Origin of the sequence: Kitasatospora sp. NPDC051702 (assembly GCF_040681575.1) — a bacterium.
Lineage (GTDB): Bacteria > Actinomycetota > Actinomycetes > Streptomycetales > Streptomycetaceae > Kitasatospora.
On record NZ_JBFAZB010000004.1, the window covers coordinates 1 to 24,916 of the forward strand.

At 74.3% G+C, this 24,916-nt stretch carries 23 protein-coding genes and 2 pseudogenes; 7 read left to right on the forward strand and 18 right to left on the reverse strand.

All coding sequences use genetic code 11. The features are described 5' to 3' along the window. Positions 1-155 (reverse strand): annotated as a pseudogene (locus AB0N04_RS04845) (transcriptional regulator); the annotation flags it as partial. Positions 156-630: 475 nt separating this feature from the next. On the opposite strand from AB0N04_RS04845, the pseudogene AB0N04_RS04850 reads away from it, so the two are divergent. Beyond that, a pseudogene (locus tag AB0N04_RS04850) lies at positions 631-828 on the forward strand (transposase); the annotation flags it as partial. 65 nt (positions 829-893) lie between these two features. Here the strand turns inward: AB0N04_RS04850 and AB0N04_RS04855 are convergent. Beyond that, positions 894-1,205 carry a hypothetical protein gene (locus AB0N04_RS04855; RefSeq protein WP_360207169.1) on the reverse strand — a complete coding sequence of 104 codons (312 nt, stop codon included), beginning with the start codon at positions 1,203-1,205 and terminating at the stop codon, positions 894-896. Between the two features lie 872 nt (positions 1,206-2,077). Next, on the reverse strand, positions 2,078-2,563 hold the full coding sequence (locus tag AB0N04_RS04860) for a hemerythrin domain-containing protein (protein ID WP_360206680.1): 486 nt from the start codon (positions 2,561-2,563) through the stop codon (positions 2,078-2,080). Between the two features lie 310 nt (positions 2,564-2,873). Here AB0N04_RS04860 and AB0N04_RS04865 point away from each other — a divergent pair, with 310 nt between their 5' ends. Beyond that, a complete protein-coding gene (locus AB0N04_RS04865; protein ID WP_360206683.1) occupies positions 2,874-3,131 on the forward strand; it encodes a DUF6221 family protein in 258 nt (85 codons plus the stop codon). Here AB0N04_RS04865 and AB0N04_RS04870 read toward each other — a convergent pair. Beyond that, positions 3,089-3,457 carry a hypothetical protein gene (locus tag AB0N04_RS04870; protein WP_360206686.1) on the reverse strand — a complete coding sequence of 123 codons (369 nt, stop codon included), beginning with the start codon at positions 3,455-3,457 and terminating at the stop codon, positions 3,089-3,091. The two genes, AB0N04_RS04865 and AB0N04_RS04870, sit on opposite strands and share 43 nt — an antisense overlap. Before the next feature lie 322 nt (positions 3,458-3,779). On the opposite strand from AB0N04_RS04870, the gene AB0N04_RS04875 reads away from it, so the two are divergent. Beyond that, a complete protein-coding gene (locus tag AB0N04_RS04875; protein ID WP_360206689.1) occupies positions 3,780-3,989 on the forward strand; it encodes a hypothetical protein in 210 nt (69 codons plus the stop codon). Between the two features lie 361 nt (positions 3,990-4,350). On the opposite strand, the gene AB0N04_RS04880 is transcribed toward AB0N04_RS04875, so the two are convergent. Continuing rightward, positions 4,351-4,752: a DUF6188 family protein gene (locus tag AB0N04_RS04880; RefSeq protein WP_360206691.1), complete on the reverse strand. Its 402-nt coding sequence runs from the start codon at positions 4,750-4,752 to the stop codon at positions 4,351-4,353. 544 nt (positions 4,753-5,296) lie between these two features. Here AB0N04_RS04880 and AB0N04_RS04885 point away from each other — a divergent pair. Together AB0N04_RS04885 and AB0N04_RS04890 are read left to right on the forward strand one after the other, a co-directional pair. Beyond that, positions 5,297-5,542, forward strand: coding sequence for a hypothetical protein (locus AB0N04_RS04885; protein WP_360206694.1), 246 nt, complete (start codon positions 5,297-5,299; stop codon positions 5,540-5,542). A 233-nt stretch (positions 5,543-5,775) separates the two neighbouring features. Beyond that, a complete protein-coding gene (locus AB0N04_RS04890) occupies positions 5,776-6,675 on the forward strand; it encodes a phosphotransferase (RefSeq protein WP_360206697.1) in 900 nt (299 codons plus the stop codon). Positions 6,676-7,068: 393 nt separating this feature from the next. Here AB0N04_RS04890 and AB0N04_RS04895 read toward each other — a convergent pair whose 3' ends face one another. The 4 genes from AB0N04_RS04895 to AB0N04_RS04910 all read right to left on the reverse strand — a co-directional run bounded on the left by AB0N04_RS04895 (position 7,069) and on the right by AB0N04_RS04910 (position 11,133). Then, on the reverse strand, positions 7,069-7,821 hold the full coding sequence (locus AB0N04_RS04895) for an alpha/beta hydrolase (protein ID WP_360206700.1): 753 nt from the start codon (positions 7,819-7,821) through the stop codon (positions 7,069-7,071). 575 nt (positions 7,822-8,396) lie between these two features. Further along, the gene (locus tag AB0N04_RS04900) at positions 8,397-9,041 is read right to left on the reverse strand and encodes a response regulator transcription factor (RefSeq protein ID WP_360206703.1); all 645 of its coding nucleotides are present in this window, start codon (positions 9,039-9,041) and stop codon (positions 8,397-8,399) included. Continuing rightward, positions 9,029-10,306 (reverse strand): histidine kinase, encoded by a 1,278-nt coding sequence (locus tag AB0N04_RS04905; protein ID WP_360206706.1) that lies wholly within the window; start codon positions 10,304-10,306, stop codon positions 9,029-9,031. Before AB0N04_RS04905 ends, AB0N04_RS04900 begins: the two co-directional genes overlap by 13 nt. A 68-nt stretch (positions 10,307-10,374) precedes the next feature. Beyond that, the gene (locus tag AB0N04_RS04910) at positions 10,375-11,133 is read right to left on the reverse strand and encodes a DedA family protein (RefSeq protein ID WP_360206709.1); all 759 of its coding nucleotides are present in this window, start codon (positions 11,131-11,133) and stop codon (positions 10,375-10,377) included. Positions 11,134-11,638: 505 nt separating this feature from the next. Between AB0N04_RS04910 and AB0N04_RS04915 the strand changes: the two genes are divergently transcribed. Continuing rightward, positions 11,639-11,878 (forward strand): hypothetical protein, encoded by a 240-nt coding sequence (locus AB0N04_RS04915; RefSeq protein ID WP_360206712.1) that lies wholly within the window; start codon positions 11,639-11,641, stop codon positions 11,876-11,878. Between the two features lie 477 nt (positions 11,879-12,355). Here the strand turns inward: AB0N04_RS04915 and tpx are convergent, their stop codons facing one another. The 9 genes from tpx to AB0N04_RS04960 form a co-directional block, all read right to left on the reverse strand. After that, on the reverse strand, positions 12,356-12,856 hold the full coding sequence (gene tpx / locus AB0N04_RS04920) for a thiol peroxidase (RefSeq protein ID WP_360206715.1): 501 nt from the start codon (positions 12,854-12,856) through the stop codon (positions 12,356-12,358). A 1,057-nt stretch (positions 12,857-13,913) separates the two neighbouring features. Continuing rightward, complete coding sequence (locus tag AB0N04_RS04925; protein ID WP_360206718.1) at positions 13,914-14,426, reverse strand: hypothetical protein; 513 nt, start codon at positions 14,424-14,426, stop codon at positions 13,914-13,916. Between the two features lie 10 nt (positions 14,427-14,436). Further along, positions 14,437-15,135 (reverse strand): hypothetical protein, encoded by a 699-nt coding sequence (locus tag AB0N04_RS04930; protein WP_360206721.1) that lies wholly within the window; start codon positions 15,133-15,135, stop codon positions 14,437-14,439. After that, positions 15,132-16,865 carry an alpha/beta hydrolase gene (locus AB0N04_RS04935; protein WP_360206724.1) on the reverse strand — a complete coding sequence of 578 codons (1,734 nt, stop codon included), beginning with the start codon at positions 16,863-16,865 and terminating at the stop codon, positions 15,132-15,134. The genes AB0N04_RS04930 and AB0N04_RS04935 overlap by 4 nt, the downstream gene beginning before the upstream one ends. Beyond that, positions 16,865-17,260: a WXG100 family type VII secretion target gene (locus AB0N04_RS04940; RefSeq protein ID WP_360206727.1), complete on the reverse strand. Its 396-nt coding sequence runs from the start codon at positions 17,258-17,260 to the stop codon at positions 16,865-16,867. The genes AB0N04_RS04935 and AB0N04_RS04940 overlap by 1 nt, the downstream gene beginning before the upstream one ends. A gap of 1,654 nt (positions 17,261-18,914) precedes the next feature. Further along, on the reverse strand, positions 18,915-20,204 hold the full coding sequence (locus tag AB0N04_RS04945) for a serine hydrolase domain-containing protein (protein WP_360206730.1): 1,290 nt from the start codon (positions 20,202-20,204) through the stop codon (positions 18,915-18,917). Between the two features lie 263 nt (positions 20,205-20,467). Then, positions 20,468-21,028, reverse strand: coding sequence for a hypothetical protein (locus tag AB0N04_RS04950; protein ID WP_360206733.1), 561 nt, complete (start codon positions 21,026-21,028; stop codon positions 20,468-20,470). Between the two features lie 495 nt (positions 21,029-21,523). Next, positions 21,524-21,886 (reverse strand): helix-turn-helix domain-containing protein, encoded by a 363-nt coding sequence (locus AB0N04_RS04955; RefSeq protein WP_360206736.1) that lies wholly within the window; start codon positions 21,884-21,886, stop codon positions 21,524-21,526. 236 nt (positions 21,887-22,122) lie between these two features. Beyond that, positions 22,123-22,998, reverse strand: coding sequence for a bacterial transcriptional activator domain-containing protein (locus tag AB0N04_RS04960; RefSeq protein WP_360206739.1), 876 nt, complete (start codon positions 22,996-22,998; stop codon positions 22,123-22,125). A 625-nt stretch (positions 22,999-23,623) separates the two neighbouring features. On the opposite strand from AB0N04_RS04960, the gene AB0N04_RS04965 reads away from it, so the two are divergent. After that, complete coding sequence (locus AB0N04_RS04965; protein ID WP_360206742.1) at positions 23,624-24,835, forward strand: aminotransferase class I/II-fold pyridoxal phosphate-dependent enzyme; 1,212 nt, start codon at positions 23,624-23,626, stop codon at positions 24,833-24,835. Positions 24,836-24,916: the final 81 nt, after the last annotated feature.

Here is a 24,916-nt window from a genome sequence, read left to right on the forward strand (position 1 = left end):
TTGGCCGTGACGCGCACGTGCAGGGCCTCCAGGACGACGGTGTCCGCTCCGGTGCCCTGGACGGTGAGGGCGATCTCCTGTTCGCCAGAGGAGACCGCGCCGTAGGCGGCGGCCCAGCGCGGGGCGTCGCGCTCGGGCGCGGGCGGGCCGCGACGGGACCCCACCAGGCGGCAGACCCCAGGAAGGAGGGGCCACCGCCAGGGCGGGGCAGGAGAACAGACAGCCCCCTGTCCCCGGGGGCGGGCCGCGGCCGTGTGTGTGGTGGGTGACCGGTTTTCCCCGGGTGGGTGCCCCCGGTGGCTTCTGCCGGGTCGCGTGCGGGCCCGGTGTGCGGGCCCCAGGGCCTTTTCGGGGGTTGCGCGGGCCCGGGGGAGGGCCGGGGTGTGCGGTGGGTTCCCGGCGGGTGTCGTGCAGCCCCTGCCGGGCCGCGTGCGGGCCCGGGGTGTCCGGGCCCGGGGATGTTGGGGCCGTGGGGAGGGCGGTGGCCTGCCTTCACGAGGGCAGGTCCCGTCGGCTTCGACGCGATCGTGTCCAGGGCCGCCCGTCCGCTCACGATGTGGCCCCAGAAGACGCCGACCCGGCAAGCCGCACGGCGACGAAGCCTACGGCCACCGCTTCATCCGCTCATGCCTGCGGCGACGGCAGATACCGGCTCGTATCGCCCGCCGAGGCGTCGACTCCTCCCAACGCCTCGGCCGGCACCGGTGGGTGATCGAGAGGACTGTCGCCTGGCTCGGCGGCTTCCGTCGGCTCCACCGCCGCTACGAACGCAAGGCTGGCCACTTCGCCGCCTTCGCCAGCATCGTGGCCGCCTTGGTCTGCCACCGCCGACTCGCCGGGTGCTATGACGAAGGAGCGCCAGTACATGGTCTGTCGCCTCCCCGAGGCGCCGTTCAGGAGGCCGTGCCCTGAGCCGGGCACTGCCAGTCGGCCGCGTCGATCGCCTGGCCCGCCATGTCAGTGAGGTGGAAGCAATAGCCGTAGGCCCACACCGTGACCGAATCCCGTCGATGCACGACCTGGAAGGGCTCATCCCCACGCAACGTCCCGGACCAGGAATCGTCCGCCGCCGGCGAGTGGGTGACAACGACGCAGGTCTGCTGCCGCTGGATCTGGTAGGTATCGGCCCAGGGCTCCACCGTCAGCTCCAGCGGCGCTTCACCGTCGTTCGTGACGAGCAACCGCGCAGTTCCCCCGGCGAACATCTCCAGCACTCCTCGTTGCCTCTGGGGCCGGTCTTGCAGGCGTGCACCCCTCACAGGCACGCACGGTCTGATCCTCACACACGCGATCAGACTCGTCGGCGCCACCCCGTATCTGCCATCGCAGACCCTCCACATGAGATGACTCCTTACACCCGGATGTCCTGGTGTCCGTGGACAGGGCGGTGATCCGCGGGCTGACCGGGGGCGAGGGCCTTCACCGGCCCCTGCCGGGGCGTGCACGGGCCCCGGGGCCTCTTCGGGGGTTGCGCGGGCCCCGGGGGAGGGCCGGGGTGCCGTGCGGGTGAAGGACGTCCGGGCTGCCGGCCGAGCGCCGCAGCGCCCTGCCGCGGTCCTCGCAGGCCACGCCGCCCGTACGGCCGACGAGATGACCACCCGGGCCGGCCACGAACACCTGACTGCTTCCCGACGCGAGGCCGTCGACGCCTGCCGCCGTTACCCGTTCGGCCCGCTTCGCCCGGCTCCGTGACGACACCGCCCCCGACAGCGGCCGGCCGATCGCCACCGGCGCGATCGAGGGCGCCTGCCGACACCTGACCGCCGACCTTGACGGCGCCTGCCGCCACCTGACCGTCGATCTTGAGGGTGCCTGCCGCCACCTGGTCGTCGATCTTGAGGGTGTCTGCCGCCGTCTGGTTGCCGAGCGTTTCGACGTCACCGGCGCCTGCTGGGGCTTTCACGGAGTCGAGGACGTCCTGCGGCTGTGCACCCTCGCCTGCGGCGGCGGCCGCGACCCGTGCTGGCGCTTGCGCACCGCCTGCGGGCACCGGTGTCCCTGCCCCGCCTGCGATCAGGGCGGATACGGGCTCATGGCCTGAGCGTGAGTCTCCGGACGAAGAGCCACCACCAGGTACTCACGTCCTGCCGAACCGGAAGACCGTGTCGGTCCAGCCGGTGTCGGGTACTCCCTCGTCGAGGGCCTCGCTGATCGTCCGCTCTTCGTAGCTGAAGTGTGATTCCATGATCGCCGCCAGTCCGTCGAGTTCACGTCGGACCGCCTCCAGGGCCGGGCCGCCCGATTCGCCGGCCCTGTCGGCGAGTTCACGCACCCGGGACAGGATGGATGCGATCATGCCGTGATCCTCGACGAGATTGGCGACCGTCGTCGCGAGATCCGGGCGTTCGCGCAGCAGCTGGGAGAACATCGCGTCGTCCTCGCCCTGATGGTGTGACGTCAGCGCGGCACAGAAGGCCAGGCAATGGGCGGCGAGTGTGTCGTCGCTCGACCGGCGGTGCCCGAGACGCGTCCTGATCTCGCTGATCTGGCGGCGCAGTTCGTGATGTGCTTGTGAGAGTTGCAGGCTCAGGGCGACTACACGGTCGCCGTCGCGGGAGGCCACGGACGGTGGTCCCTTCGGTTGCGCACCTCCATGCCTGGCGCGGTCCGCCACCGGCACGCGATGCTGCCGCAATCCGATCACGTAACGGGCAGGCACGGCAAGCACGTTGCCTGCCCGCACCTGTCACCGGCTCCGGGCCCCGGCGTTCGGCCGGCTCGGCCCGTCACTGCGGAAGAACCGCACCCGAGGGACAAGCCGGCCATCGCCTGCCGGGCGGCACGTCACCTCGCGGCCGTCCTCGTCCGGGCCCGCAGACGACCAGCGCAGAAGGGGGCGGCCGTCAGGCGGCGCGGTGCGCGAGGATGAGCACATGGACGATCTGCTGAGGTTCCTGCGGGCCCGCACCACGGAGGACAACCACGCCTACGCCTACATCGCGCAGGTCTTCGGCAGCGAGGCCCTCCTCGACAGCCACCTGCCCCTGCTGGACCTGATCGACGTGCTGGCACGGGAGCACACGGCGATGGACCGCTCGGATCCGCGTTCAGTCGGCCTGGCCCATGCCCTTCGTGTCCTTGCACAGGCCTACGCCGAGCACCCCGACTTCCGCGAGCAATGGCGTCCCTGAACCGCATCGAAGGACAGTTTCTCGTCGGCGGAGTCGTCGCAGTCGGCGGGGCGCTGGTGCCCGCACGGCACGATGCCGCCGTTCTTGTCGACGACCTCAGCGTGGTTGGACGAGTTCACCCACACCGTGATGCCCTGGGCATGGACGACGACGTCGGACGGTGACTTCTCGTGCTCCGGTTCCGTCACGACAGTGAACTCCTCGCCGGGGCGCATCCGGTGATCGGTTCCCCGGGGCTCCACCCACAGGCAGTGCATGCCTTCGGTCTCGTTGCTCACGCTGGTCTTCGACACACCGCGACACACCGCGACCCTGACGAGCAGCATGGTCGCCCGGACGGCTCCTGGTGTCCGTGGACAGGGCGGTGATCCGCGGGCTGGCCCGGGGGCGAGGGCCTTCACGGGCCCCTGCCGGTGCGGGGGCGTCGCCGACGGCCTCGCGCTCGACGGCACGGTCATTCGCGGCCGTTGCCGGCTTCTGCCGCGTGGCCGGTGTCCGGGCCCGTACCGGGCGGCCGGAGGGGGCCGGGGCGGGCCGGCCGGGGCGGGCCGGGGCCGGTGTGGCGATCTTGCCGGGGCCGGCGGGTGTGACGTCGGATGCGGTGGGACGCCGGTGTCGGCAAGCGGCACCGCCGCAAGGGGGTTTGGCGTGTTCACCATGGAAGAGACGGTTTTCGATGCCGGTGAGATGCCGGGCCTCGACACGTCGGTGGGCTGGGAGGGCTGCACCGGCGATGTCGACAGGCCGCCCTGCCGGGGCCTGTGCGACTCCCATCTCGTCATCACCGCGCGGGACGGTTTGGGAACGCTCCTGGGACTGGCCCGGAACCGCCCCGACCGGCGGGAGATGACGCCGTGAAGGCTCTCGCCCGTCCCGCCCCGCCCCGGCCCGGCCGGGGCGCGGACCGCGGGTATGTCCGCCCCTGACCGGCTGACGCCGTCGCGGTGAGGGGTGTCGGCCGCGGCGCGTCCCCCCGGACGGGCCATGCCGTTGTGCCGTATCGGCGGCGGTCGGCCCGGCGATCAGCATGTGCCTGCGAAACCGGTCGACGAACGCTGTCCCTGCGGTTCTGGTCGCTCCCGCGGCCCGGGTCGCGTTGACTGTTCTGTCGGCGGGGTCGGCGGGGTCGGCGGTGTCGGCGGTGTCGGCGGTGTCGGCGGTGTCGGCCTGGGCGGTGTGGTGGGGGTGTTCGCGGGGTGGGTGGGGTGGTTCAGGGCCTTCAGGGCCTTCGCCGGTCGGAGGTGGTGGTGCCGCCGGGTGTGGGGGTGAGGAAGTGCCGGCCGGCCAGGGCGATGGTCCAGGCGGGTCTGTCGGTGGTCGCCGGGACGTCGAGGTGCCATCCGTTGGCGAAGCGGATCTGTAGGGCGCCCGTGTCGTGGGGGTGGATGTCGGCGATGACCTGGTCGAGGAGCTGGGCGGCTTGGTCGAGGTTGGTGCGTGCCGGGGCGTGGACGGGGTGGGTCTGGCGGCCGGTGGTCAGTACGGCGGGGCTGTGGATCTCGATGCCGTGCGGGCCGATGTGCAGGCGCAGCGAGGTGCCGAGGACGATCTCGCTCACGCTTACGCCGCGCATGACGCGTAGGTCCGGGCTGTGCGGGGTGGGTTCGGTCGGGTGGTGCATGGGGCGGAAGGCTATCCGCTCAGGCGGGGTGGTTTGGTCGGGTGGTGGTGGGAGCTGTCGGGCCGGGTGTGGGGGAGGGCTGGGTCCAGGCCGTTGGTGGCGGTGGTGTGTTCGGCAGTGGCGAGTGTTCGTCGGCGCGTTCGGGAGCCGTTCTGCGGAGCGGGTTGTGGGGTGCGGGGTTCGGCGGGTTCGAGGGTGTTGGTGTTGTTGGCTTGTCCTTCGGTGGTGGGGGGTGGCCGGGATCGCTGCGGGGAGTTCGGCTGCGGGTGCGGGCAGGGCGGTGTTCGGGCGTTGCCGCGGGGCCGAGCGCGAGCGCGAGGTGTGGGTGTGGGTGTGGGCGTTGGGGCGGTGCGTGTTCGGTCGGCGGGTGTGCGGGTCATCGGCCCGGGACCGTGCGGGCGGGCTCGTGCGGCGTGGCCCGCAGCGCGGTGGCGCCGGCCGGCGGCGGTGCTCGAATGGCGGTGTTTCGGCTGGTCAGCGGTGGTATTGCCCGTTGTGTCGGCGGGCTTGGTCAAGATCGCGGTGAGGCCCTACAGTGCGCGGCATGAACCTGCGTACCAAGAAGACGCTGTCCATCCTGCTCAGAGGCATCGTCGTCCTCGCCTTCCTGACCCTTTTCGGCGTGCTCAGGAACGGGTGGCACGGCCTGGGTCCGGGTTTCTACGTCTGTGTGGCCCTGAACGTGGCGGTCACCGGGTACGCGTGGTGGTGGTACGGCGATTCGCCCAAGGCGGTGGAGGCGCGGATGAAGGTGGAGGCCAAGCGGGCCGCCCGGCAGCAGACGCGCTGATCGCTTCGTCTCCTGTTCGCCGGTGTGTTCGCCGGTGTTCGTCGGCGTCCGCGCTGTCACGGGCCTTTCGTCACACCGATCCTGACGACGGGCCGTTCGGCCTGCGGGGCGCACGGCGCGCCCGCCTCGCCCGGGCCGGGCCCGGGGCGGGCCGGCGAGAACACGGGAGATCGAATCCCCGGCCTTCCCGAGAGCAGGACCGGCCGCACCCACCTCGAGTACGGTGGCTTCGCGTGATCGAATCCGAGACCGAGATCAGCGAGGACCTGCTCCGCGACCTGTTGCGGGAACAGCATCCGGATCTGGCCGAACTGCCCATCCACGAGGTGGAGGGCGGTTGGGGAAACCAGATGTGGCGCCTCGGGGACACGCTGGCCGTCCGGGTGCAGCGGATGGACCCGCTCCCCGACCTGCAGCTCAAGGAACGCCGCTGGCTGCCGGTACTGGCCCCGCGCCTGCCGCTTCCGATCCCGACCCCGGTGCGAAACGGGACACCGTCCGAGCGCTTCCCCAAGACCTGGACCGTCATGACCTGGGTCGAAGGCACACCACTGGACCACGCCTCGATCACCCGCGGCGACCACGCGGCCGACACCCTGGCGGCCTTCCTCAAAGCGCTGCACACGCAGGCGCCCGCCGACGCGCCGCCCGCCGCGGACTTCGGCGCCCACCCCCGGGAGTGCACGGACGCCTTCGAGAACCACCTACAGGCCGTCGACCTCGGCGACCTCCCAGAAGACGACGTCCGGGCCGTGTGGAACGACGCGACGACGGCCCCCGCGTGGCAGGGCCCGCGCGTGTGGGTGCACGGCGACCTGCACCCCGCGAACGTCGTCGTCGCCCACGGAACACTGGCGGGCGTCGTCGACTTCGGCGCACTCTTCGCGGGCGACCCGGCATGGGACCTGACGGCCGCCTGGCTGCTGCTCCCGGCGGGCGGTGCGTCCCGGTTCTTCGCCGGCTACGCGCGGGCGGACGCAGCGGCGCTGCGACGGGCGCGCGGGCTGGCGGTGATGAAGAGTCTGTTCCTGATGCTGATGGGGCAGAACGGGGACCGCGGCCTGCCCGGTGGCAAGCCGAACTGGGGGCCTGTGGGCCGGTCGGCGCTTGAGCGTGTCCTGAAGGGTCCGTGACGTCGGCACGTCGGCACGTCGGCATGGATCGGCCGACTGGCCCGGGCCGCCGCCGGCGTCCTGTCGCGGCGGGCGCCGGGCGTGGTGGCCGGCCGGGGCGCGAGGTGGCACGGCCCGGTGCCGGTGGCTGACGAGTTCCCGAACAGAAGGCGCGAGGCGACAGGCGGGGGCTGTTGCCGCCGGGTACCGGCCCCGGCCACCTGGTGGCGGACCACCGCACGGCCGAGGCCGAACGACGCCGGCCCCCGGCCCCGGCCCCCGGCCCGGGTCCTGAGCCCCGGCCCGGGTCCTGAGCCCCGGGCCCCGGTCCTGAGCCCCGACCCAGGCCCCGGGCTCAGGTCGCGAGTCCGGGGTCCGGGGTCCGGGTTCAGGCCGGGGGCCTGGGGAGGGCGGCTACTTCTTCAGGTGGCGGTGGTAGAAGCGGCTGGCGTCTTCTGCTTCGAACCAGGGGGTGCCGGTGTGTCCGCCGAGGTTGGCGTGGAGGGTTTTCTCGGTGCTGGCGAAGGCGTCGAACAGCTCGAGGGCGCGGTGGCGGGGGTTGCCGTGGTCGTCCCACTGCAGCAGCATCAGCAGGGGGATGGTGATCTGCCGGGCCTGGGCGCGTTGGGCGTGGGGGACGTAGCCGCCGGCGAAGTAGCCGGCGGCGGTGATGCGTGGCTCGGCGGCGGCCAGGGCGATACCGACGGCCATCCACCCGCTGTAGCCGACCGGGCCGGTGATGCCGGGCAGGGTGAGCAGGGCGTCCAGGGTGGTGCGCCATTGCGGGACGGCCTGGTCGACGAGCGGGCCGATGAAGGACTCGAAGACGTCGTCGACGCTCTCGCCGGCCTGCATCGCCCGGCGTAGCTCGGCGCGGGCCTGTTCGGTGGCGGGGGAGCGGGGCCGGTCGCCGCATTCGGGGGTGTCGATGGAGGCGACGGCGTAGCCGTCGGCGGCCAGGTGGCGGGCCCGGGCGATCAGGCGGGCTTCGCGCCTGGGCAGGGCGTTGTTGTGGGCCATGAGGACCAGCGGCACCGGGGCGGGGGCCGACGCCGGTGCGGGGGCCGGGTCGGGTGTGGGTGTCCACAGGGTGCCGGGGATGTCGCCGAGGGTGAAGTCGCGGGCGAGGACGCCGTCGTCGAGGTGCTGTTCGGAGGTGAACTGCATGGTCGTGCCTTTCGGGAGGGCTGTGAACGGCGCTCCCGGACGACCTACCGCCCGACCGTGACCCCGTAGGAGAGCACCCGTGTCGTTACTGCGTTCACGGGTATCACCTCCTTGTTCTCTCGCACGGCCGGGGGAAACGTAGCAGGGCGTGTGGTGGTGCGCCAAACGGTTTAGCCACCCGCCCCTTCCGGCCCCCGCCCACCCGTCTCCCCGCCTCCCCGCCTCCCGCGGGCCCGCGGCCTCCCAGGTCCCCGGGCCCCCTACTGCCCTCGCCCTCCTGGCCCTGGCCCTCGCGCTCCTGGCCCTCGCGCTCCTGGCCCTCGCGCTCCTGGCCCTCGCGCTCCTGGCCCTCGCGCTCCTGGTCTTCCGGGCCAGCGGCTCTGCGCTCTGCTGGCCCGGGGTGGCTCTGGGCGGGGCCGGGCGCCACCCTCGGTGCCCGGGAGCCCGGTGGCGCCCGGTGGCGCACCTCCCGGGGGCTGCGCCGGCGGGGGCCGGGGACCCACCGGGCCCGGGGTGCGGGACGGGGGTGGGGGTACCGGCCCCGGGGTGGGGCCCCGGGGTTGCCGGAGTGGGTGTCAGGTGCCGAGGAAGCGTAGGACGGCCAGGACGCGGCGGTTGGTGCTGTCATCGCGGGGCAGGCGGAGTTTGTCGAACACGGCGTTGGTGTGTTTCTCCACGGCGCTTTTGGACACGAACAGGTGTTGCGCGATGGCGGTGTTGGTGTGGCCCTGGGCCATGAGGGTCAGGACGACGTGTTCGCGGGGGGTGAGGTGGCGCAGGTCGTCGGTGTGGCGGGTGCGGGCGAGCAGGCGTCGGACGACTTCGGGGTCGAGGACGGTGTCGCCGTCGTGGATGCGTTGCAGGGCGGTCAGGAACTCCTCGACCCGGGCGACGCGGTCTTTGAGGAGGTAGCCGACGCCGCGGGTGTCGGCGGCCAGCAGGTCGGCGGCGTAGCGCTGTTCGACGTGCTGGGACAGGACCAGGACGCCGACCTGGGGGTGGGTGCGGCGCAGGTGCAGGGCGGCGCGCAGTCCTTCGTCGGTGTGGGTGGGGGGCATGCGGACGTCCACGACGGTGACGTCGGGCGGGTCGGCGGCGACGGCGGCCAGCAGGGCGTCGGCGTTTGCGACGGCGGCGGTGACGTGGTGTCCTTCGTCGGCGAGGAGGCGTTCGAGGCCGGCGCGCAGCAGGGCGGAGTCTTCGGCGATCATGAGGCGCATGGCAGCTCCGCGGTGAGGTGGGTGGGGCCGCCGGGTGGGCTGTCGATGGTGAGGTGTCCGTCGAGGGCGCCCAGGCGCCGGGCCAGGCCGGCCAGTCCGGTGCCGGTGGGGTCGGCGCCGCCGTTTCCGTCGTCGCGTACCGACACCCGTACGGTGTGGGCGTCCTGGTGGATGGTGACGTCGATGCGGGTGGCGGCCCGGGCGTGCTTGGCGGCGTTGGTGAGGGCTTCGCGGACGGCGAAGTAGGCGGCGGTCTCGATGGCGGGGGCGGGGCGGTGGGTCAGGTCGCCGTGGAGGTGGACGGGCACGGGGCAGCGTTCGGCGTCCACGGCCAGGGCCTCGCGCAGGCCGAGCTGGTCCAGGGACGCCGGGTAGATGCGCCAGGCGACCTGGCGCAGTTCCTCCAGGGCCTGTTCGTTCTCGTGCCGGGCCTGGCGGTACAGCTCCTCGGAGTCCTTGCGCCGGGCCCGGCCCAGGAGCATCGCGACGACGATCAGGCGTTGTTGGAGGCCGTCGTGCAGGTCGCGTTCGATGCGGCGGCGTTCGGCGTCGACGGCTTCGACGATCCCGGAACGGGTGGCGGCCAGTTCGTCGATGCGCCGGCGCATCAGGGCCAGTTCGTCGGGCCCCAGGTGACGCCGCACCAGACGCCGTTCGAGTTCGGCGACGGCGGCCAGACCGGCCAGGTCGAGGAAGAGCAGCAGCAGAGCGGCGGCCAGGAGGTAGCCGGCGACGGGCCAGGTCGGCCGCATGCCGTCGGCGGCGTGTCCGCTCAGCCAGGCGCCCAGCGCGCCCGCCACCGTCCACGCCCCCGCGCCGAGCAGGACCAGGGCCCCGCCGCCGAGCAGCCCGACCGGCAGACGCGCCCACAGGTAGGCCCGGGCCCGCCACACCTCCACACCGCCGCCGGCCCCGGTGACACCGCCGCCGGCCCCGGTGGCGCCGGCGCCTTCGGCACCTGCTCCGGCACCGGCGCCGGCACCTGCTCCGGCACCGGCGCCGGCACCTGCTCCGGCACCGGCGTGGGCGGACCTGCCGGTGTTGCCGTGACTCCCGCTTCTGCCGGCCTGGTCGGCCTGGTCGGGGTGGTCGGGGTGGGCGGGGGTGGTGTCGAGGAGGGCGGCGACGCGCCGCTGGTCCAGCTCGGCCAGGCGTACCACCGCCGTGCCGCGACGCGTCAGCGCGGCCGTGGCCAGGACGGCCGGCGCGGCACACGCCGTCACCGCGCCCAGCGCGATCCCGGCCGCCGCCCGCACCGCACCCACCACCCGCTCCGTGCCCGCCGCCTGCCCGGCACCTGCGGTGCGCGCGGTACCCGAGGTGTGTGCGGTTCTCACGCGCGGTGCCGGGCGCCGCGGCGCCGGCGCGCCCGTACCAGGAACCAGCGGGCGACGGCCACCACCGCCACCGCCACCACGGCCTTGGACACCCATCCCCCGTACTCCTCCACCAGGCGCCAGTTGTCGCCCAGCCAGTATCCCAACACCACGAACACCGTGTTCCACACCAGGCTGCCCGCCGCGGTCAAAGCGGTGAACACCGCCAACGGCATGCGCTGGATCCCCGCGGGAACGGAGATGACACTGCGCAGCACCGGCACCATGCGCGCCAGCAGCACGGTGATCCGCCCCCGCCGCTCGAACCACGCCTCCGCACGGTCGATCTCGTGCGCGTGGAGCAGCGGGATCCGGGCGGCCAGCGCACGGGTGCGCTCACGGCCCAGCACGGCCCCGGCCGCGTACACGATCCAGGAACCGACGACAGAACCGAGCGTGGTCCACACGATGACCGCCACGAGACTCAACCGGCCCTGCCCGGCGGCGAATCCGGCGACGGGCAGGACGATCTCACTGGGCACGAACGGCAGGACCGTGTCCACCAGGTTGGCCACCCCGGTCCCCGCGGCACCGAGGGAATCCACGACGGACAGCACCCACCCGGCCACCCCACCGGCGGGCTGCGCCGGGGCCGTTGCGGCAAGGCCGGTGTCGGCGAGGACGGCGTGGGCGGGCCCGGCCCAGAGGGCGTCGGCGGGCCCGGGTGAGGCGGTGTGCGGGTCGAGGAACGGGAGGAGGACCGTTGCTGTGATCATGCCGTTCACGCTAGGGACCGGGCCCTGCCGGTCACCATGCGGTCGACCGCCCGGTCACCCTGCGGTTTCCCGCACCCCCGCAGCCCCGCAGCCCGCGACACCCTGGTGCCGCCCCGCGCGGGCGCCGGCCACGGACACCCGGACACCCGGACACCTCGGGCGGTGGGCGGTGCGCGGTGGGGGTCGTGAGCGGGGAGCGCGGCGCAAGCAGGCGAGGAAGGCAGCCGGGCGCCGGAAGCCGTCGGGCCTCCGCCCGCCCCCGCCCGCGGCGCGCCCGGGTGCCCGTCCCGCGTCCGCGTCCGGTGCCCGGTTCCCGGTGGGGGAGTGTCCGGCGGTGTTCCACGCCCCGGGAACCGGGGGCGGCGCGAGACGAGGGGCTGGTGGTCCCGGGCTGTCCCGGGTGGCCGGGGTACGGGCCGAGGCAGGTAGCGGCGAGGGGCAGGCAGCGATGCCGAGGGGCGAAGTCGGGTGCCCGGTGGGCCCGGTGGCGCCTACGATCGCCGGCATGGACCGCCACCTACCCGCCGGCCTGGCCCCGGTGGACAGCCACGCCGCGTGGTGCCGGGAGCGCGGTGACGCCGAGCACCTGCGCAGCATCCGTCTGCACCAGGCCCATCCCGAGCGCAACCTCGCCCTGTACGTACGGCGCATCGAGGCGGCCGGCTGGCGGATGGCGGAACAGGTCTTCGGCGACGACGGGACACACCGCCGCTGCTCGATGCGTTTCGTCCCCGCCACCGGCTGAGCCACGACCCGGCCGGTCCTCGGGGCGCCGCGGCCGTGACGCGCTGCGCCACCGGGGTGTTTCGCCGGGGCCTCGCGAACGGCCCGCGCCGGCGCCCGGGTCCGCGTGGGTCTCCGCGCCCGTGCCCGCGTTCGTGCCCGTGCTGCTTGTGGGGGAGTGCCGGGGGCGGCCGGGAGTCGGCCGGGCGTGCTCAACCGTCGTCTCCGGCCCGCCCTTTCACACTGCCCGGCACCCGGCACCCGGCACCCGGCACCCGGCACCCGGCACCCGGCGCCCGGCACCCGGCACCTGGCATCCCGGGGTCCGGGGCTCGAGGAGCGGGCCCGGGCCCGGTCCCTCCGGGGGTGTGTACGGGTGCGGCCCCGCTCCTGTGCCGCGTTGCCGGGGTGTTCCGGTGGGCGGGTGGACAGGGGCGGGGCCGCGGGTCGTACGGGTGGCCGGCGTCGGGTGAGCGGGCCGGTCACCGGTACGGGTGGGTCAGTTGAGGGAGGCGAGGGCGGCCTCGTAGTTCGGCTCGTCGGCGATCTCGGCGACCAGCTCGGTGTGCAGGACGGTGTCGTTCTCGTCGAGGACGACGACGGCGCGGGCGGTGAGGCCGGCCAGCGGGCCGTCGGCCAGCGCCACGCCGTAGGACTCGTGGAAGTCGCGGCCGCGCAGGGTGGACAGCACCTGGACGTTGTCCAGGCCCTCGGCGCCGCAGAAGCGGGCCTGCGCGAACGGCAGGTCGGCGGAGATGCACAGCACCACGGTGTTGTCCAGCGAGCCGGCCTTGGCGTTGAACGTGCGCACCGAGGTGGCGCAGGTGGGGGTGTCGATGCTCGGGAAGATGTTGAGGACCTTGCGGCGGCCGGCGAAGTCCTTCAGCGACTTGTCCGCCAGCCCCTCGCCGACGAGCGTGAACGCCGGCGCCTGGCTGCCGGCCTGGGGCAGCGCGCCGCCCACCTGGACCGGGTTGCCCTTCAGCGTGACCTGAGCCATGAATAGCCTCCTACCAGCGATGTATGTGGTGACAACGCCGTCGATCCTACTGCCCGTCCGCGACCCGGACGCAGGGTGACCACCCCCTGGACACCTTTCCGAGCCCCCGGCCCCCGGGCCGGCGGGCCCCGGCCGCTTGGGCCGGCGGGCCCGGGGCTGCCTCTGGTGTTCTCGTGCCTGCGGCCCGTCCCGGCCGCGCACCCAAGGTGCCTGATCTCCGCGCGGTAGCGCTCCGGCGCGCGCGTGGGGAGGGGGGACGGGCGGGCGCCGGTCGCCGACGGCCGGGCGACCTCGACGTGTCCGACCCGGGCCCGGCGCCTGCCGCAGACGTGACGGCTTCTGCTCTGCTGCCAGGGCACGTGCTGCGCCCCCGGGGGTCCGCTCGGCGGGGCGGCTGCGCCGGTCGCCTTCGGACGGCGGCGGGCGCGGTTCGCCTTCCCCGCCCGCCCGCGCCCGGGGTGCGCGCAGGCGGTGGCGGCGGTCGACGTGTTCGCCCCGGCCGCGCCGGGGCCGCCGTGGGGCTGGCCGGGGCTGCGGGCCGCCGTCGTCTGCGCCTGGAACGCGCGCACCCCGGGGAACCGGATCCACCGGTGCGGTGCGGTGTCGTGACGGCCCGCGGGGGCGGGGTGGGGCCCGGAGCGGGTCCCGTGCGCAGGGGGACGCCGGCGGCGAGCGCGACACAGGGCCGGGGTGTCGGCGGGTGCCTGGGGTACTGGCGGCCGGGTCCGGGCTGCTGCCAAAGGCCGCCGGACGGGCGACCTTCCCCCGGTGCCCGGCACCCGGCACCCGGGGCCGGCCGCCCGGTGCCCGGCGCCGGCCGTCCTGGCCCGGTCGCGGCCGGTTGTGGCAGACGCCGGCGCCCGCCACCCCGCTCCGCCGCTGCTCCCCGCTCAGCTGCCGTCCCCGGCCGGTCGTCCCGGGCCTGCCGCCGTCTTGGGCCCGCCGCTGCTCCCCGGCCTGTCACCGTCACCCCCGCCACCCACCCCGACGAGCCGTCCCCTTCGGCGGGTTGGCGTGTTCCGTCGGGTGTTCCGTCGGCTGCGTGGTGTCGGTGTGGTCAGGCGGACCAGAACGGGTGGTCGTGGCGGGGGAGGATGTCGGGGTTGCCGTTGGGCAGGGTGGGTTCGGGGGCGTGGGGGCCGAAGGGGTCGTGGTCGCGGATGACGGGGATGGGGCCGACGGTGGCCTGGAAGGCGATGTTGCCGGCGGCGCCGAACAGCAGGGCGAGGCCGTGGCCGTGTGCGGTGGTGGCGAACATGGCGGGCTGGTGGGGGTTGACGGCGGTGATGCGGTGGCCGTGGGCCGTCCAGCCGCGTTCGGTGACGCCCAGCAGTGCTCCGTAGCGGGTGGGGGCGACGCGGGTCATGATGTGGCGTTCGCGGGTGACGGTGGCGTAGCCGAGGGAGTACTCGTCGATGCCGGGGGCGCTCTGTTCGGTCGAGCGGGGCCGGCCGGCCCGGTAGGCGAGGGCGGGGCGGATCGCGGACATCGCCTCGTCGAGGAGCGCGTCGAGGGTGTGCAGGGCCTGCTGGGGGGTCAGGAGGGCCCGGGGGGCGTGTTCGGGGTTCATGGCGGGGCTTTCAGTGCGACCAGTACGGGTCGTCGTGGTCGGGAACGACGTCGGGGTTGCCGTTGCTCATGGTCGGGTCGGGGGTGGGGGTGCCGAAGGGCGGCTGTCCCGCCTGGGGGACCGCGATGGGGCCGCTGGTCGCGCTGATGTCGATGACGGTGGTGTCGGGGTTGATGCCGATGCCCACGGTGGAGCCGTCGGGGGCGGTGGCGGACACGGCGCGCAGGGTGGGGGTGCCGGGGCCGTCCTGGACGACGTAGCCCTTGGCACGCCAGGCGGTACGGACCGCGTCCAGCAGCGCCTCGTAGCGGCCGGCGGCGACCTTGGTCATGACGTGGCGTTCGCGGCTGGTGGTGGCGTAGCCGAGGGAGTGCTCGTCCAGGCCGGTGGAGTACTTCTCGCGCCAGTTCGGCCAGGCGTCCCAGGTGCGCAGCGGGGGCTGGATGCCGGCGGTGGTCTCCTGCAGGAGGGTGTCCATGCGCTGCAGGGCCTGGGCGGGGGTGATGAGCGGGCCGGGCGCCCCCGTGCCGGTGCCGGTGGCGGGGGTGTTCCTGCCGGGGGTGGGTGCTCCGGTGGCGGAGCAGGCGGTGGCGGTGAACGCGAGCGCCAGCGCCAGGCCGACGACGACCCCACCCGGGACACCGGGAACAGCGCGGGCGCCGCGGACGGCGGCGGCGGGGGTGGGCGCGGGGCGCCCGGGGCGGGTCACCGCTGGCCCTGGTGGGTGACGTTGCCGTACTTGCCGGCAACGATCTGGCCGATGTTGTTGACCGATTCCAAGGTCGTGGAGCCCTTCTCGCTGGGGTCGGTCATGTAGTTGGAGTGGGAGTCGAACGACAGCGACGGCCCGTCGGCGACGGTGAAGCGGTTCGCGCCGAACTCCTTGCTCGCGGGGTCCTGGCCGAACCACAGCTTGTTGTCGGGTCCGAACAGCTGGTAGGCGCCGTCGGCGGCCGGTCCGATCACCGGGCCCAGGATCGCGTCGGTGGCGACGCGGCCCTTGGCCGGCAGGTGGCTGACCGGGTCGTTCTCGGCGTCGCCGACCCACACGTGGGAGGGGTCGATGTGCAGCTGGGAGGCCTTGTCGGCGCCGGTGCCGGGGGAGCCGACGAGGATGATGTCGTCGGCGCCGGTGCCACCGGGCATCTGCGCGCCCAGCCCGACGGTGGTGGAGCCGTAGCTGTGGGCGAGGGCGACCAGGTGGGCGGGCGCGCCCTCGTGGGTGGCGCGCAGCCCGGACATGAACGTGTCGTAGGCGGCGCCGCCCTTCTCGGCGCGGTCGGTGCTCATCACCTCCAGCGGGTGCGGGTTGCCGTCCATCAGCTTCTCCAGGCCCGGCGGCGGGTCGTAGCCCAGCCAGATCATCGAGGCGGTACTGGCGTTGGGGTCGGCGATGTGCGCGGCGTTCCACACGTTCAGTGCCCGGTCGGCGTCCTTGCCGCCGACCGCGGACAGGGTGGTGCCCAGGCCCGGTACGTAGGCGCTGACGTTCTGCGCGGTGTCGGGGTTGCCGTAGGACAGGATGCCGCGGCCCTGCCCCTCCTCGCTGACGCCCAGCAGGAACGCCGGCGGGACGTGGCCCTCCTGGTCCTTCAGCTTCTTGCGGATCGCCCGGAAGCCGTCCAGCTTCTGCTGCTCGGCCTCCGACAGGGCGCCCTTGTGCTCGTACACGTCGATCAGGTGCGCCAGGTTGAGCTGGTTGGCCTGGTCGCGGGCGGTGGCCGGGATGCCGTCGCGCATGCCCAGCAGGTCCGGGTGGGCGTGGATCAGGCGCTGCTGCTCGTCGGGGGTCAGGCCCTTCCACCAGGAGTTGACGTCGGTGGGGGCGGCGCCGGCCGGCGGCCAGCCCGCCGCCATCAGCCCGGTGCCCAGCTCGTCGACGGCCTTCTGGTCGGCGGCGGCCTGCTTGAGGTCGAGCCCGGTGCCGGTACGGGCCCGGGTGGTCAGGTCGTCCAGCAGCTTGGCGATCTTCTGGTCGGCGTTGTCGGCCTCGGTGACGGCGTGCGAGATCCGGTCCGCCAGCGCCCTGGCCCGCCGCGGCGTGTCGTAGTCCGGGTCGTGCCGCTCGGCCTGCGAGGGCGGCGGCCACGACACCGACCCGTCCTCACCCACCGTCAGCCCGGCCGTGGTGGCCTCCTGCAGCGCCTCCTTCAGCTTCGACTGCGCCAGCAGGAAGCTCTCCGACGCCTCGCGCAGCAGCCCCGAGACCGCCGACATCTCGGTGTGCGCGGCGTCCAGCCGGTTGCCGGTGCGCTGCAGCGCCGAGTTCGCCGCACCCGCCGCACTGCCCACCCACTGGCTGTTGAAGATGTGCTTGTTGACCTCGGTCGTCATCGCCTGCACGTGCTTGGCGAACGCACCGGACAACGTGTCGTAGGCGCCCGCCGCACCGTCCAGCCCGGACAGGTCGGCGTCACGCAGCTGCGCGAGGGTGACCATCAGTTCCCCACCGGCCCGTACAGGCCCGGCAGCTTCAGCCCGCCCGCGTTGGAGGTGTCGGTGCCCCGGTAGTTGCCCGCGGTCTGGGTCAGCTTCACCGCCACCCCGTCCACCTCCGACGCCAGCGCGTTCAGGCACTCCTCCCACGCCGCCGTGCAGTTGTGCAGCGACGCCCCCGTGCGCCAGCCCGCCAGCGCCGCGGCCGCGGTGTCCGAGGGCTGGTGGATGTGCTTGAGCTCGGTCGGCATCGCCTCACCGGTGTCCTTGGCCACCTTCGCCGCCGCGTCCAGATCCGCCGGGTTCACCCCGAACAGCGGACCGCCCGGCGACCCCGCCACGCTCACCGGCGGCGCGAACGGCCCGCCCGGCCCGTCGGAACCTGCATACGCGTTCATGGATCCCCGTCCCCCGTGTCCTCGACCAGTGCTGCGCGCCTCGCCGCACCCGCCGCCCCCGCGCGCGTGCGCCCGTGCCCGCCGTGCGCGGCCCGCCACGGGCACGCGCGCACGCGCGCAGGACCGCGTGGGGGTACGGAACACGCACGCTTGTACGGTTCGCGTCGAAGCATGGCGAAACTAGCAGATCGGACCCACCGCTCCCACCGGCCCCGTCAACCCCACCCACCCCACCCCCACCACCCCCACACCCCGGGCCGGTGCTCCGGCGGGGGAGGCCGGTGTCCGGCGCAGGCGGCGCCCCGGCGCCGACCGGGGCGGGCGGCCTCGCCGGCGCCGCCCCGCCGGCGCCGGGCCCACGGCAGCGGCCCCGTCCTCTCCGGACAGGCCACCCGGGGCCCTCCCCGCCCTGGGCGTGGTCCGGCCCCCGTCGGGACCGTGAAGAGCCGTCAGCGCACACGCCGTGCGGATGCCCGCCCGTGGCGCCGGCGGCGGTGCGCGTGGCGGCCGGCGGACCCGGCCTGCCACCGAGGCCGGCGCCGCCGCCGGTACGCCCTGACGGCGGGAACCCGGTGCCTCGACCGCCCCACCCCCGCGGAGGCCGTCACACCGGGCGCGGCCGGTGTCCGGTACAGGCAGTGGCCCGGCAGCCGCCGGTGCCCTGACGGCGCGCCTTCGGCCTCGTCGGGACCACGGAGGGACGCCGCCCGTGGTACCGGCGGGCGGTGGTGTGCGGCCGGCAGGCCTGCCGCCCCGCACCCATACCGGCACGGCCCGGCGACAGGGACCCGGCTCTTCGCCGCCCCGCCCTGCGATGGGCGGAAACCGATGGTGACGGCGCACCAGAAGTCGGACAGGCCGACTTTTGGTGCGTACGAGGCGGCTCTGGGTCCAGGGTTCTGTGGCCATGCTGCCTGTGGCGCCCGGCCCGGAGCCGAGAGGCAGGTCGGTGCCCGGAGGTGGGGGTGAGTGCCGGCGAGCACCAGAAGTCGGACAGGCCGACTTTTGGTGCGTACGAGGCGGGTCCGGGTCCAGGGTTCTGTGGCCGTGTTGCCTGTGGCGCTGGGCCCGGAGCTGAGAGGCAGGTCGGTGCCCGGGGGCGGGGATGAGTGCCGGTGAGCGCCAGAAGTCGGACAGGCCGACTTCCCGCGCCTGGTCCGTGGCCGCGGTCCGGCATGTGGAGCCCGCGGGCTGCGCCCGGCACCGCCGTGCCGGTGGTGGTGTTCACGCGTGGGACGTCGGGCGGGCCGACTTCCCGCGCCTGGCGACGCGCGTCCCGAGCACTGGAACCGGGTCAAGGACACGTACCAGGGCCTTGGCGGGCCGTGGGCGACCGGCCGCCGCCTCGCGCACGGGTCCCGCGCCGCGCGGGACCGGCGCCTGCTCCACATCGAGGACCACTGCTGAGCGAACCCGCTCAATGGACGACGGGCCCCACCGGCGGGGTGACACCGCGCCAGGCCGGACGCCGACACCGCGCACGGCCCGCCCGCCGCACCCGGCAGGCCCTCGGCACCCCGCCCGCCCCTGCGCGCGCTGCGCCCTGCAAAGGCCGCACCAGGGCCGGGCATGGGGCCGGGGCCGGGGACGAGGCCGGGGTGGACACGGCGCCGCCCGCCGCCCGCCCGCCGCGGGCGCCCCCGCCCCCCGGGGCCTACCGGGGCGGGACGGCGCCGTCGTAGACGTGGTCCGGGGTGACCAGGGCGGTGACGGCGCGGGCCAGCAGGGTGGACGGTTCCTGGCCCTGGCTGGCGATGTCCGTGTTGATCAGGATGACCAGGGTGGCCCGCTGCTCGGGCAGGTAGACCGTCACGCTCTCGTACCCCGGCAGGGAGCCGTTGTGCCCGATCCACCCGCCGGTCTCGAAGATGCCCAGGCCGTAACCCGTACCGGGGAAACCGGTCGGCAGCATCGTCAGGCGCTGTTCCTGGGTGCGGGCGCTGAGCAGTTCGCCGGTGGCCAGGACCTTGGCCCAGCGGTGCAGGTCGTGCAGGTCGGAGATCATCGCGCCGGCCGCCCACGCCCAGCTGGGGTTCCAGTCGGTGGAGTCCTCGACGTCGCCGCTGAGCGTCTGGTCGGTGTAGCCGTGCGCGTGCGGGGAGGGGAACTCGGGCCCGGCGGGGAACAGCGTGTGGCGCAGACCGGCCGGGCGCAGCACCCGCTCGTGGACGACGTCGGCCAGGCGGCGGCCAGTGACCTTCTCGACGACCAGGCCGAGCAGGACGAGGTTGGTGTTGGAGTACTGGAACTCCTGGCCCGGTTCGGCGGTGTTCGGGTGCTTGAACCCGTAGGCGAGGACCTCGGCGGGGGTGAAGGAACGACGGGGGTCGCTGAGCAGGTCGTGGACGAACCCGGGGTCGGCGGTGTACGGGAACAGGCCGCTGCGCATCTCGGCGAGTTGACGCAGGGTGATCTCCTCGCCGCAGGGCACGCCGTCGACGTAGGCGGAGATCGGGTCGTCCAGGCCGATGCGGTGCTCGTCGACGAGCTGGAGCAGCGCGGTGACGGTGAAGGTCTTGGTCTCGCTGCCGATGCGCAGGTAGGTGTCGGCGGGCATGGGGGCGCCGGTGGCGGTGTCGGCGACGCCGCTGGCCCGCACGTAGCAGCCCCTGCCGGGCAGCCACAGGCCGACGACGGCGCCGGGGATGCCGGCCTGGCGGCGCACGTCCTCGATCGTCCGGTCCAGGCGGGCGCTCAGGTCGGCGTCCAGGCCCCCGCGCGGGCAGTCCTCGCCGGGCCCGCCGACACCGGGCCCGCCGACACCGGGCCCGTCGACACCGGGCCCGCCGCCGCGCCCGTCACCCCGGTCCGCGGTGCCCGCGGCGGCGGGCGCCGGGGACCGGCCGGCGGTGTGGCCGGCGGCGGGCGCCGCCGTGACCGGGGCCAGGACACAGACCGCGGACAGTGCCGCGGCGCACAGCCGGCGATGGGTGGTACGTCGCACGTCGGGGCCGCCTCTTCCAGCTCACGGGGGTCGGACGGCAACACCACCACCGCGACCCGCGGACCACCGCCCGCGCCCGCCCGCCACGGCGGCGAGTCCACTCGTTCGGAGCCCACACCCACTCGTGCCGGCCCGCCGCCGGCCCCGCAAGCCCGCAGGCGCTGGCGCCCCGGCGGTGCCACGGCGGCGATCCGCGGGCAAGGGGCCCCGGTCCGGCTGCGCCCGCCGGAGCGGCAGCGCCCCGGTGGTGGGGCGGGCAGGGGTCAGGGCCGCCAGCGGGGGGCCGAGTCGTCGGGGGTGCGGGGGCTGGCGAAGTGGAAGGGCACCACCAGGCGTTCGGCCAGGGCCCGGCCGGCCCGTTCGGCGGCCGCGGCCTCCAGGGGCTGCGCGCCCACGCCCGCCGCGTCCGCGCCCAGGTGGTGCTCGGCGGTGGACCGGTAGACCGTCGCCAACTCGTGCTGCTGCGCGGGATCGGTGGTGATCGCGAGCAGGACCACGAACCAGTCGTGGACGGTGTCACCGTCCCAGACCGCCTCGACGGCCACGATCCGCCCCGGGCAGCCGGCCGCGCGGTGCGCCAGCGACGCCACGTCCAGGGGACTCTCCGGCGTACGGGCTATCCGGTCCCCGTAGTGGAGGTAGCGGTCACCGACGATCAGCTGCGCGGCACCGACCCCGATGTTGTGGGTGACGAACCCGACGTCGACGACGACCTTCACCGCCTGCAGGAACGAGTCCTGCAACACGTAACCGTCGACCTGGTCGCGGATCCCGGCCGGCAGGCTCTGCCACCACTTGGCCCTGGCCGCCTCGTCCATGATCATCCGGGCCCCCCTGGACTCCCGCGGCCCTCACGGCAGGGCCCCGCGCGCCACTGTACCCGGGCCCGCCCGGCCCGCACGGCGGACCATGACAAGCCCCCGCCACCGCCCGTGCGAAACCGGCCGCCGCACCGCCCCACCAGCCCCGGCCCCCACACCCGACCACCGCAACCCCTGGTCACGACCCCCGCGAAACCCGCCGCCGCACCGCCGACACACCCCCCGCCCCGACCCGCACGGGACGCCGAACGGGCCGACTCCCGCACACGCAGTGGCCGGATTCCACCACGACCACCACCCCCACCCACGCCACCACGGCCCGGGCACACCCGCACCCCACCCCCGGACGAGGCGGCCCGAACCCCCGCCACAGCACGGGAAGTCGGACGGGCCGACTTCCCGCGCGGGGCAGTCCTGATCCCCGCCGGATGCCGGCGCGCCGGTGGAGAGGAACCGGGGGCGCGGCCCGGCCGACGGGCCGGGCCGGGCGGCCGGGGGTCAGGACGGGGCCGGGCCCGGGAGCCGGCGCTCCTCGGCGTCGGCGGCGGCGACCACCGCCGACAGCAGGCCCGGGAAACGCCCCTCCAACTCGTCGGCACGCAACGCGTTCATCTTGGTGGTCCCCACGTAGTACTGGCGCAGCAGACCCGCCTGGCGCAGCACGTTGAAGTGGTGGGTGGACGTGGAACGGGAGATCGGAAGGTCGAAGGAACCACAGCTCAGATCAGCGCCGGCGTGGGCGAGCCGGCGCACCACCGATCTGCGCGCCGGGTCCGCCAGCGCTTCCAGTACCTGCTGGACGCTCAGGTCCTCCACACCAGGGTGCACGATCACCCGCGCGACGACGCGTGCCCGTCCCACACCCACCACCCCTTCCCACCATCGCCCCCGTTCCGGTTTCGGTGAAAAGCCGCGCCGCGTGCGCGACTTCGCGTCCCTGACGCTACTACGAGCACGACCCCTCCCACGCCCACCGCAACACCTCCGCAACACGCCCCGGCACAGCGCAGAACGGGAAGGAGCAGAAGGCAAGGAGCAGAAGAGGGGAGAGGAAGGCAGGGACCGGAGAAGAGGACGAGGGCGGGGCCGGGGCCCGGTCAGGCCGCGCGCACCGGCGGCCCCGCCGGACGCGGCGCCAACCGGGCCAGCGCCAGCGGCTCGAAGATGCCCATCAGCACCGGATCCACCGGCCGCACCACCGCCGGCGCCGGCGCCAGCGCAACCGGCGAGCGCAGCAGCGCCAGATACAACTCCTGCGTCTCGGCCGCCGGATCGATGCCCAGCTCCTCCGCCAGCACCTGACGCAACTGCTGGTAACAGCGCAGCGCCTCGGCCCGGTTGCCCGCCGCCGCCAGCGCCTCCATCCGGCACCGGTAGGCACTCTCCCGGAACGGCGCCCGCCGCACCGCCTCGTCCGCCCACCGCAGCGCGTGGTGCTCCTCACCCAGCGCCGACGCCGACAGACTCGCCGTCTCCAACGCCGACATCCGCAACTCCTCCACGTGCTCGCGCACCCCGCCCGCCCACTCACCCTCGTGGTCGGGCAGGAACGCCCCCCGCAGGTTCGCGATCGCCCCGGCCGCCAACTGCTGCGCCACCGCGTAGGAACGCGCCGCGTACGCCTCCCCGGCCTCGCCGACCGCACTGGCCGCCGCCTCCAGATCCACCGCCGCGTCCGCGGGCAGCCGCAGCACGTACCGCCCGCCCTGGGCGATCAACGGGGTCGCCCCCGGCCCCTGACCGGGGGAGGCGACGAAGGCCCGCACCCGGCTGACCACGCTGCGCAGCGCGGACGCCCAGGTGTCGGGCAGCCCGTCGGGCCAGATGGTGTCGGCCAGCTGGTCGCGGCTGGTGCCGGCGGAGCGCTCCAGCACCAGGCGGGCGAACGCCACCTGGGCCTGGGCGCTGGACAGGTGCTGCGGGGCGCCGTGGTCGTGCTCGATCGTCACCAGGCCCGTCAGACGGATCAGCATGCGGACGCCCCCGATCTGCCGGACGGACTGTCTTCCCGGAAGCCGTTCATCGTGCTCCAACCCCCTTGAGCCAAAGCGGAGCCGCCGGCCCGTGCGCCGGGCCTGCGGTATGGGAAACCTGGACCGGAAAAAATGCCGCCGACCAGCCGTTCGGTTTCGGCGGATTTCGACCATACATTCGGCGTATCACGCGGTGTCAACACCGGTAGGGGAAACATACCCACCGGCCGGTCCATACGTCGTGGACGCAAGGTTTCTGCACGTCAGGGTAGAACCGCAGGCCGGGAATGCGGCTATTGCGGACGCCTTGCGCTTCCTGCCGTAGAAATGTAGCCATCCTTGAGCACCTCGCGTGAAGGCTTCCAGAAAAGCCCGCCCGAACCACTGCCCGTGAAAAGCCCGGGACCGCCCCGCGCCTTTCGTCCGGCAAAAGCCGCGCACCACCGCCCGTCACACCCGCGGATAAACCGCCCGCATACCGCGGAACAACCCGCGCGAAGAATGCCGCACACCGCACCGTGCCACCGCAGCACCCGCACCGCCGCCCGAAGCACCACCACCGCCCGCACCACCGCCGCCCGTAGCACTGCCGCCCGACGCACCCGCCGACGAAGGAGACCCGTACGTGAACGCCACCGGAGCATGGGACCGCCTGGAGCCGAAGCTCGCCGCCACCCTGAACCGCGTGGCCGCACTGGAATCCGACCCCTCCCGCCGCAACAGCTTCGTCGCCTACACCATGGAACGCGACAGCGCCTACTGCGACCTCGACGGCGAACGCCTGCTCATGATGTCCGGCTACAGCTACCTCGGACTGGCCGGCGACGAACGCGTCGTCGCCGCCGCCAAGGCCGCCGTCGACGTCTACGGCACCGGCAACCACGGCGTGCGCGCCCTGGCCGGCACCATCCCCCTGCACGAGGAACTCGAAGCCGAGGTCGCCCGCTTCGCCCGCCGCGAACGCGCCCAGGTCTTCGGCTCCGGCTACGCCGCCAACGTCGGCACCGTCGGCGCCCTCGTCGGCCAGGGCGACACCGTCCTGATCGACAAGTACGACCACGCCAGCATCGTCGACGGCTGCCGCCTCTCCGGCGCCACCGTCACCCGCTTCCGCCACAACGACGTCGACCACCTCGAACGCCGCCTCAAGGCCGCCGCCCCCACCGGCGTGCGCCTGGTCATCGTCGACAGCGTCTACTCCATGGACGGCGACATCGCCCCGCTGCCCGAACTGCGCGAGGTCTGCGACCGCCACGACGCCCTCCTCATGGTCGACGAGGCCCACGCCCTGGGCGTCATCGGCGCCACCGGCGGCGGCATCGAGGAACACTTCGGCCACCGCTACCGCGTCGACATCAAACTCGGCACCCTCTCCAAGGCCATCCCCTCCATGGGCGGCTGGGTCGCCGGCAGCCACGAACTCATCGGCCACCTGCGCTACGCCGCCCGCCCCTTCCTCTTCTCCGCCGCCCTCGGCCCCGCCCAGACCGGCGCCGCCCTGGAATCCCTGCGCATCCTGCGCCGCGAACCCGAACGCGTCACCCACACCCAGACCCAGGCCCAGCGCCTGCGCGAGCGCCTCAACCAGGCCGGCATCTCCACCATGGACTCCACCACCGCCGTCCTGCCCGTCATCGCCGGCTCCGACGACGCCGCCTACGACTACGCCACCGCCTGCCGCAAGGCCGGCGTCATCGGCCTGCCCGTCGTCACCCCCGCCGTGCCCAACGACCTCGCCCGCCTGCGCATCGCCGTCACCGCCCGCCACACCGCGGCCGACATCGACTTCGCCGCCGACGCGTTCCTGACCGCCGCCGCCCAGACCGGCCTGATCTGACACCCGGCCGCACCCGGCCACCCCAGGCCGCACCAGGCCGCACCCGGCCACCCAGGCCCCACGCCGGCCACCCCAGGCCCC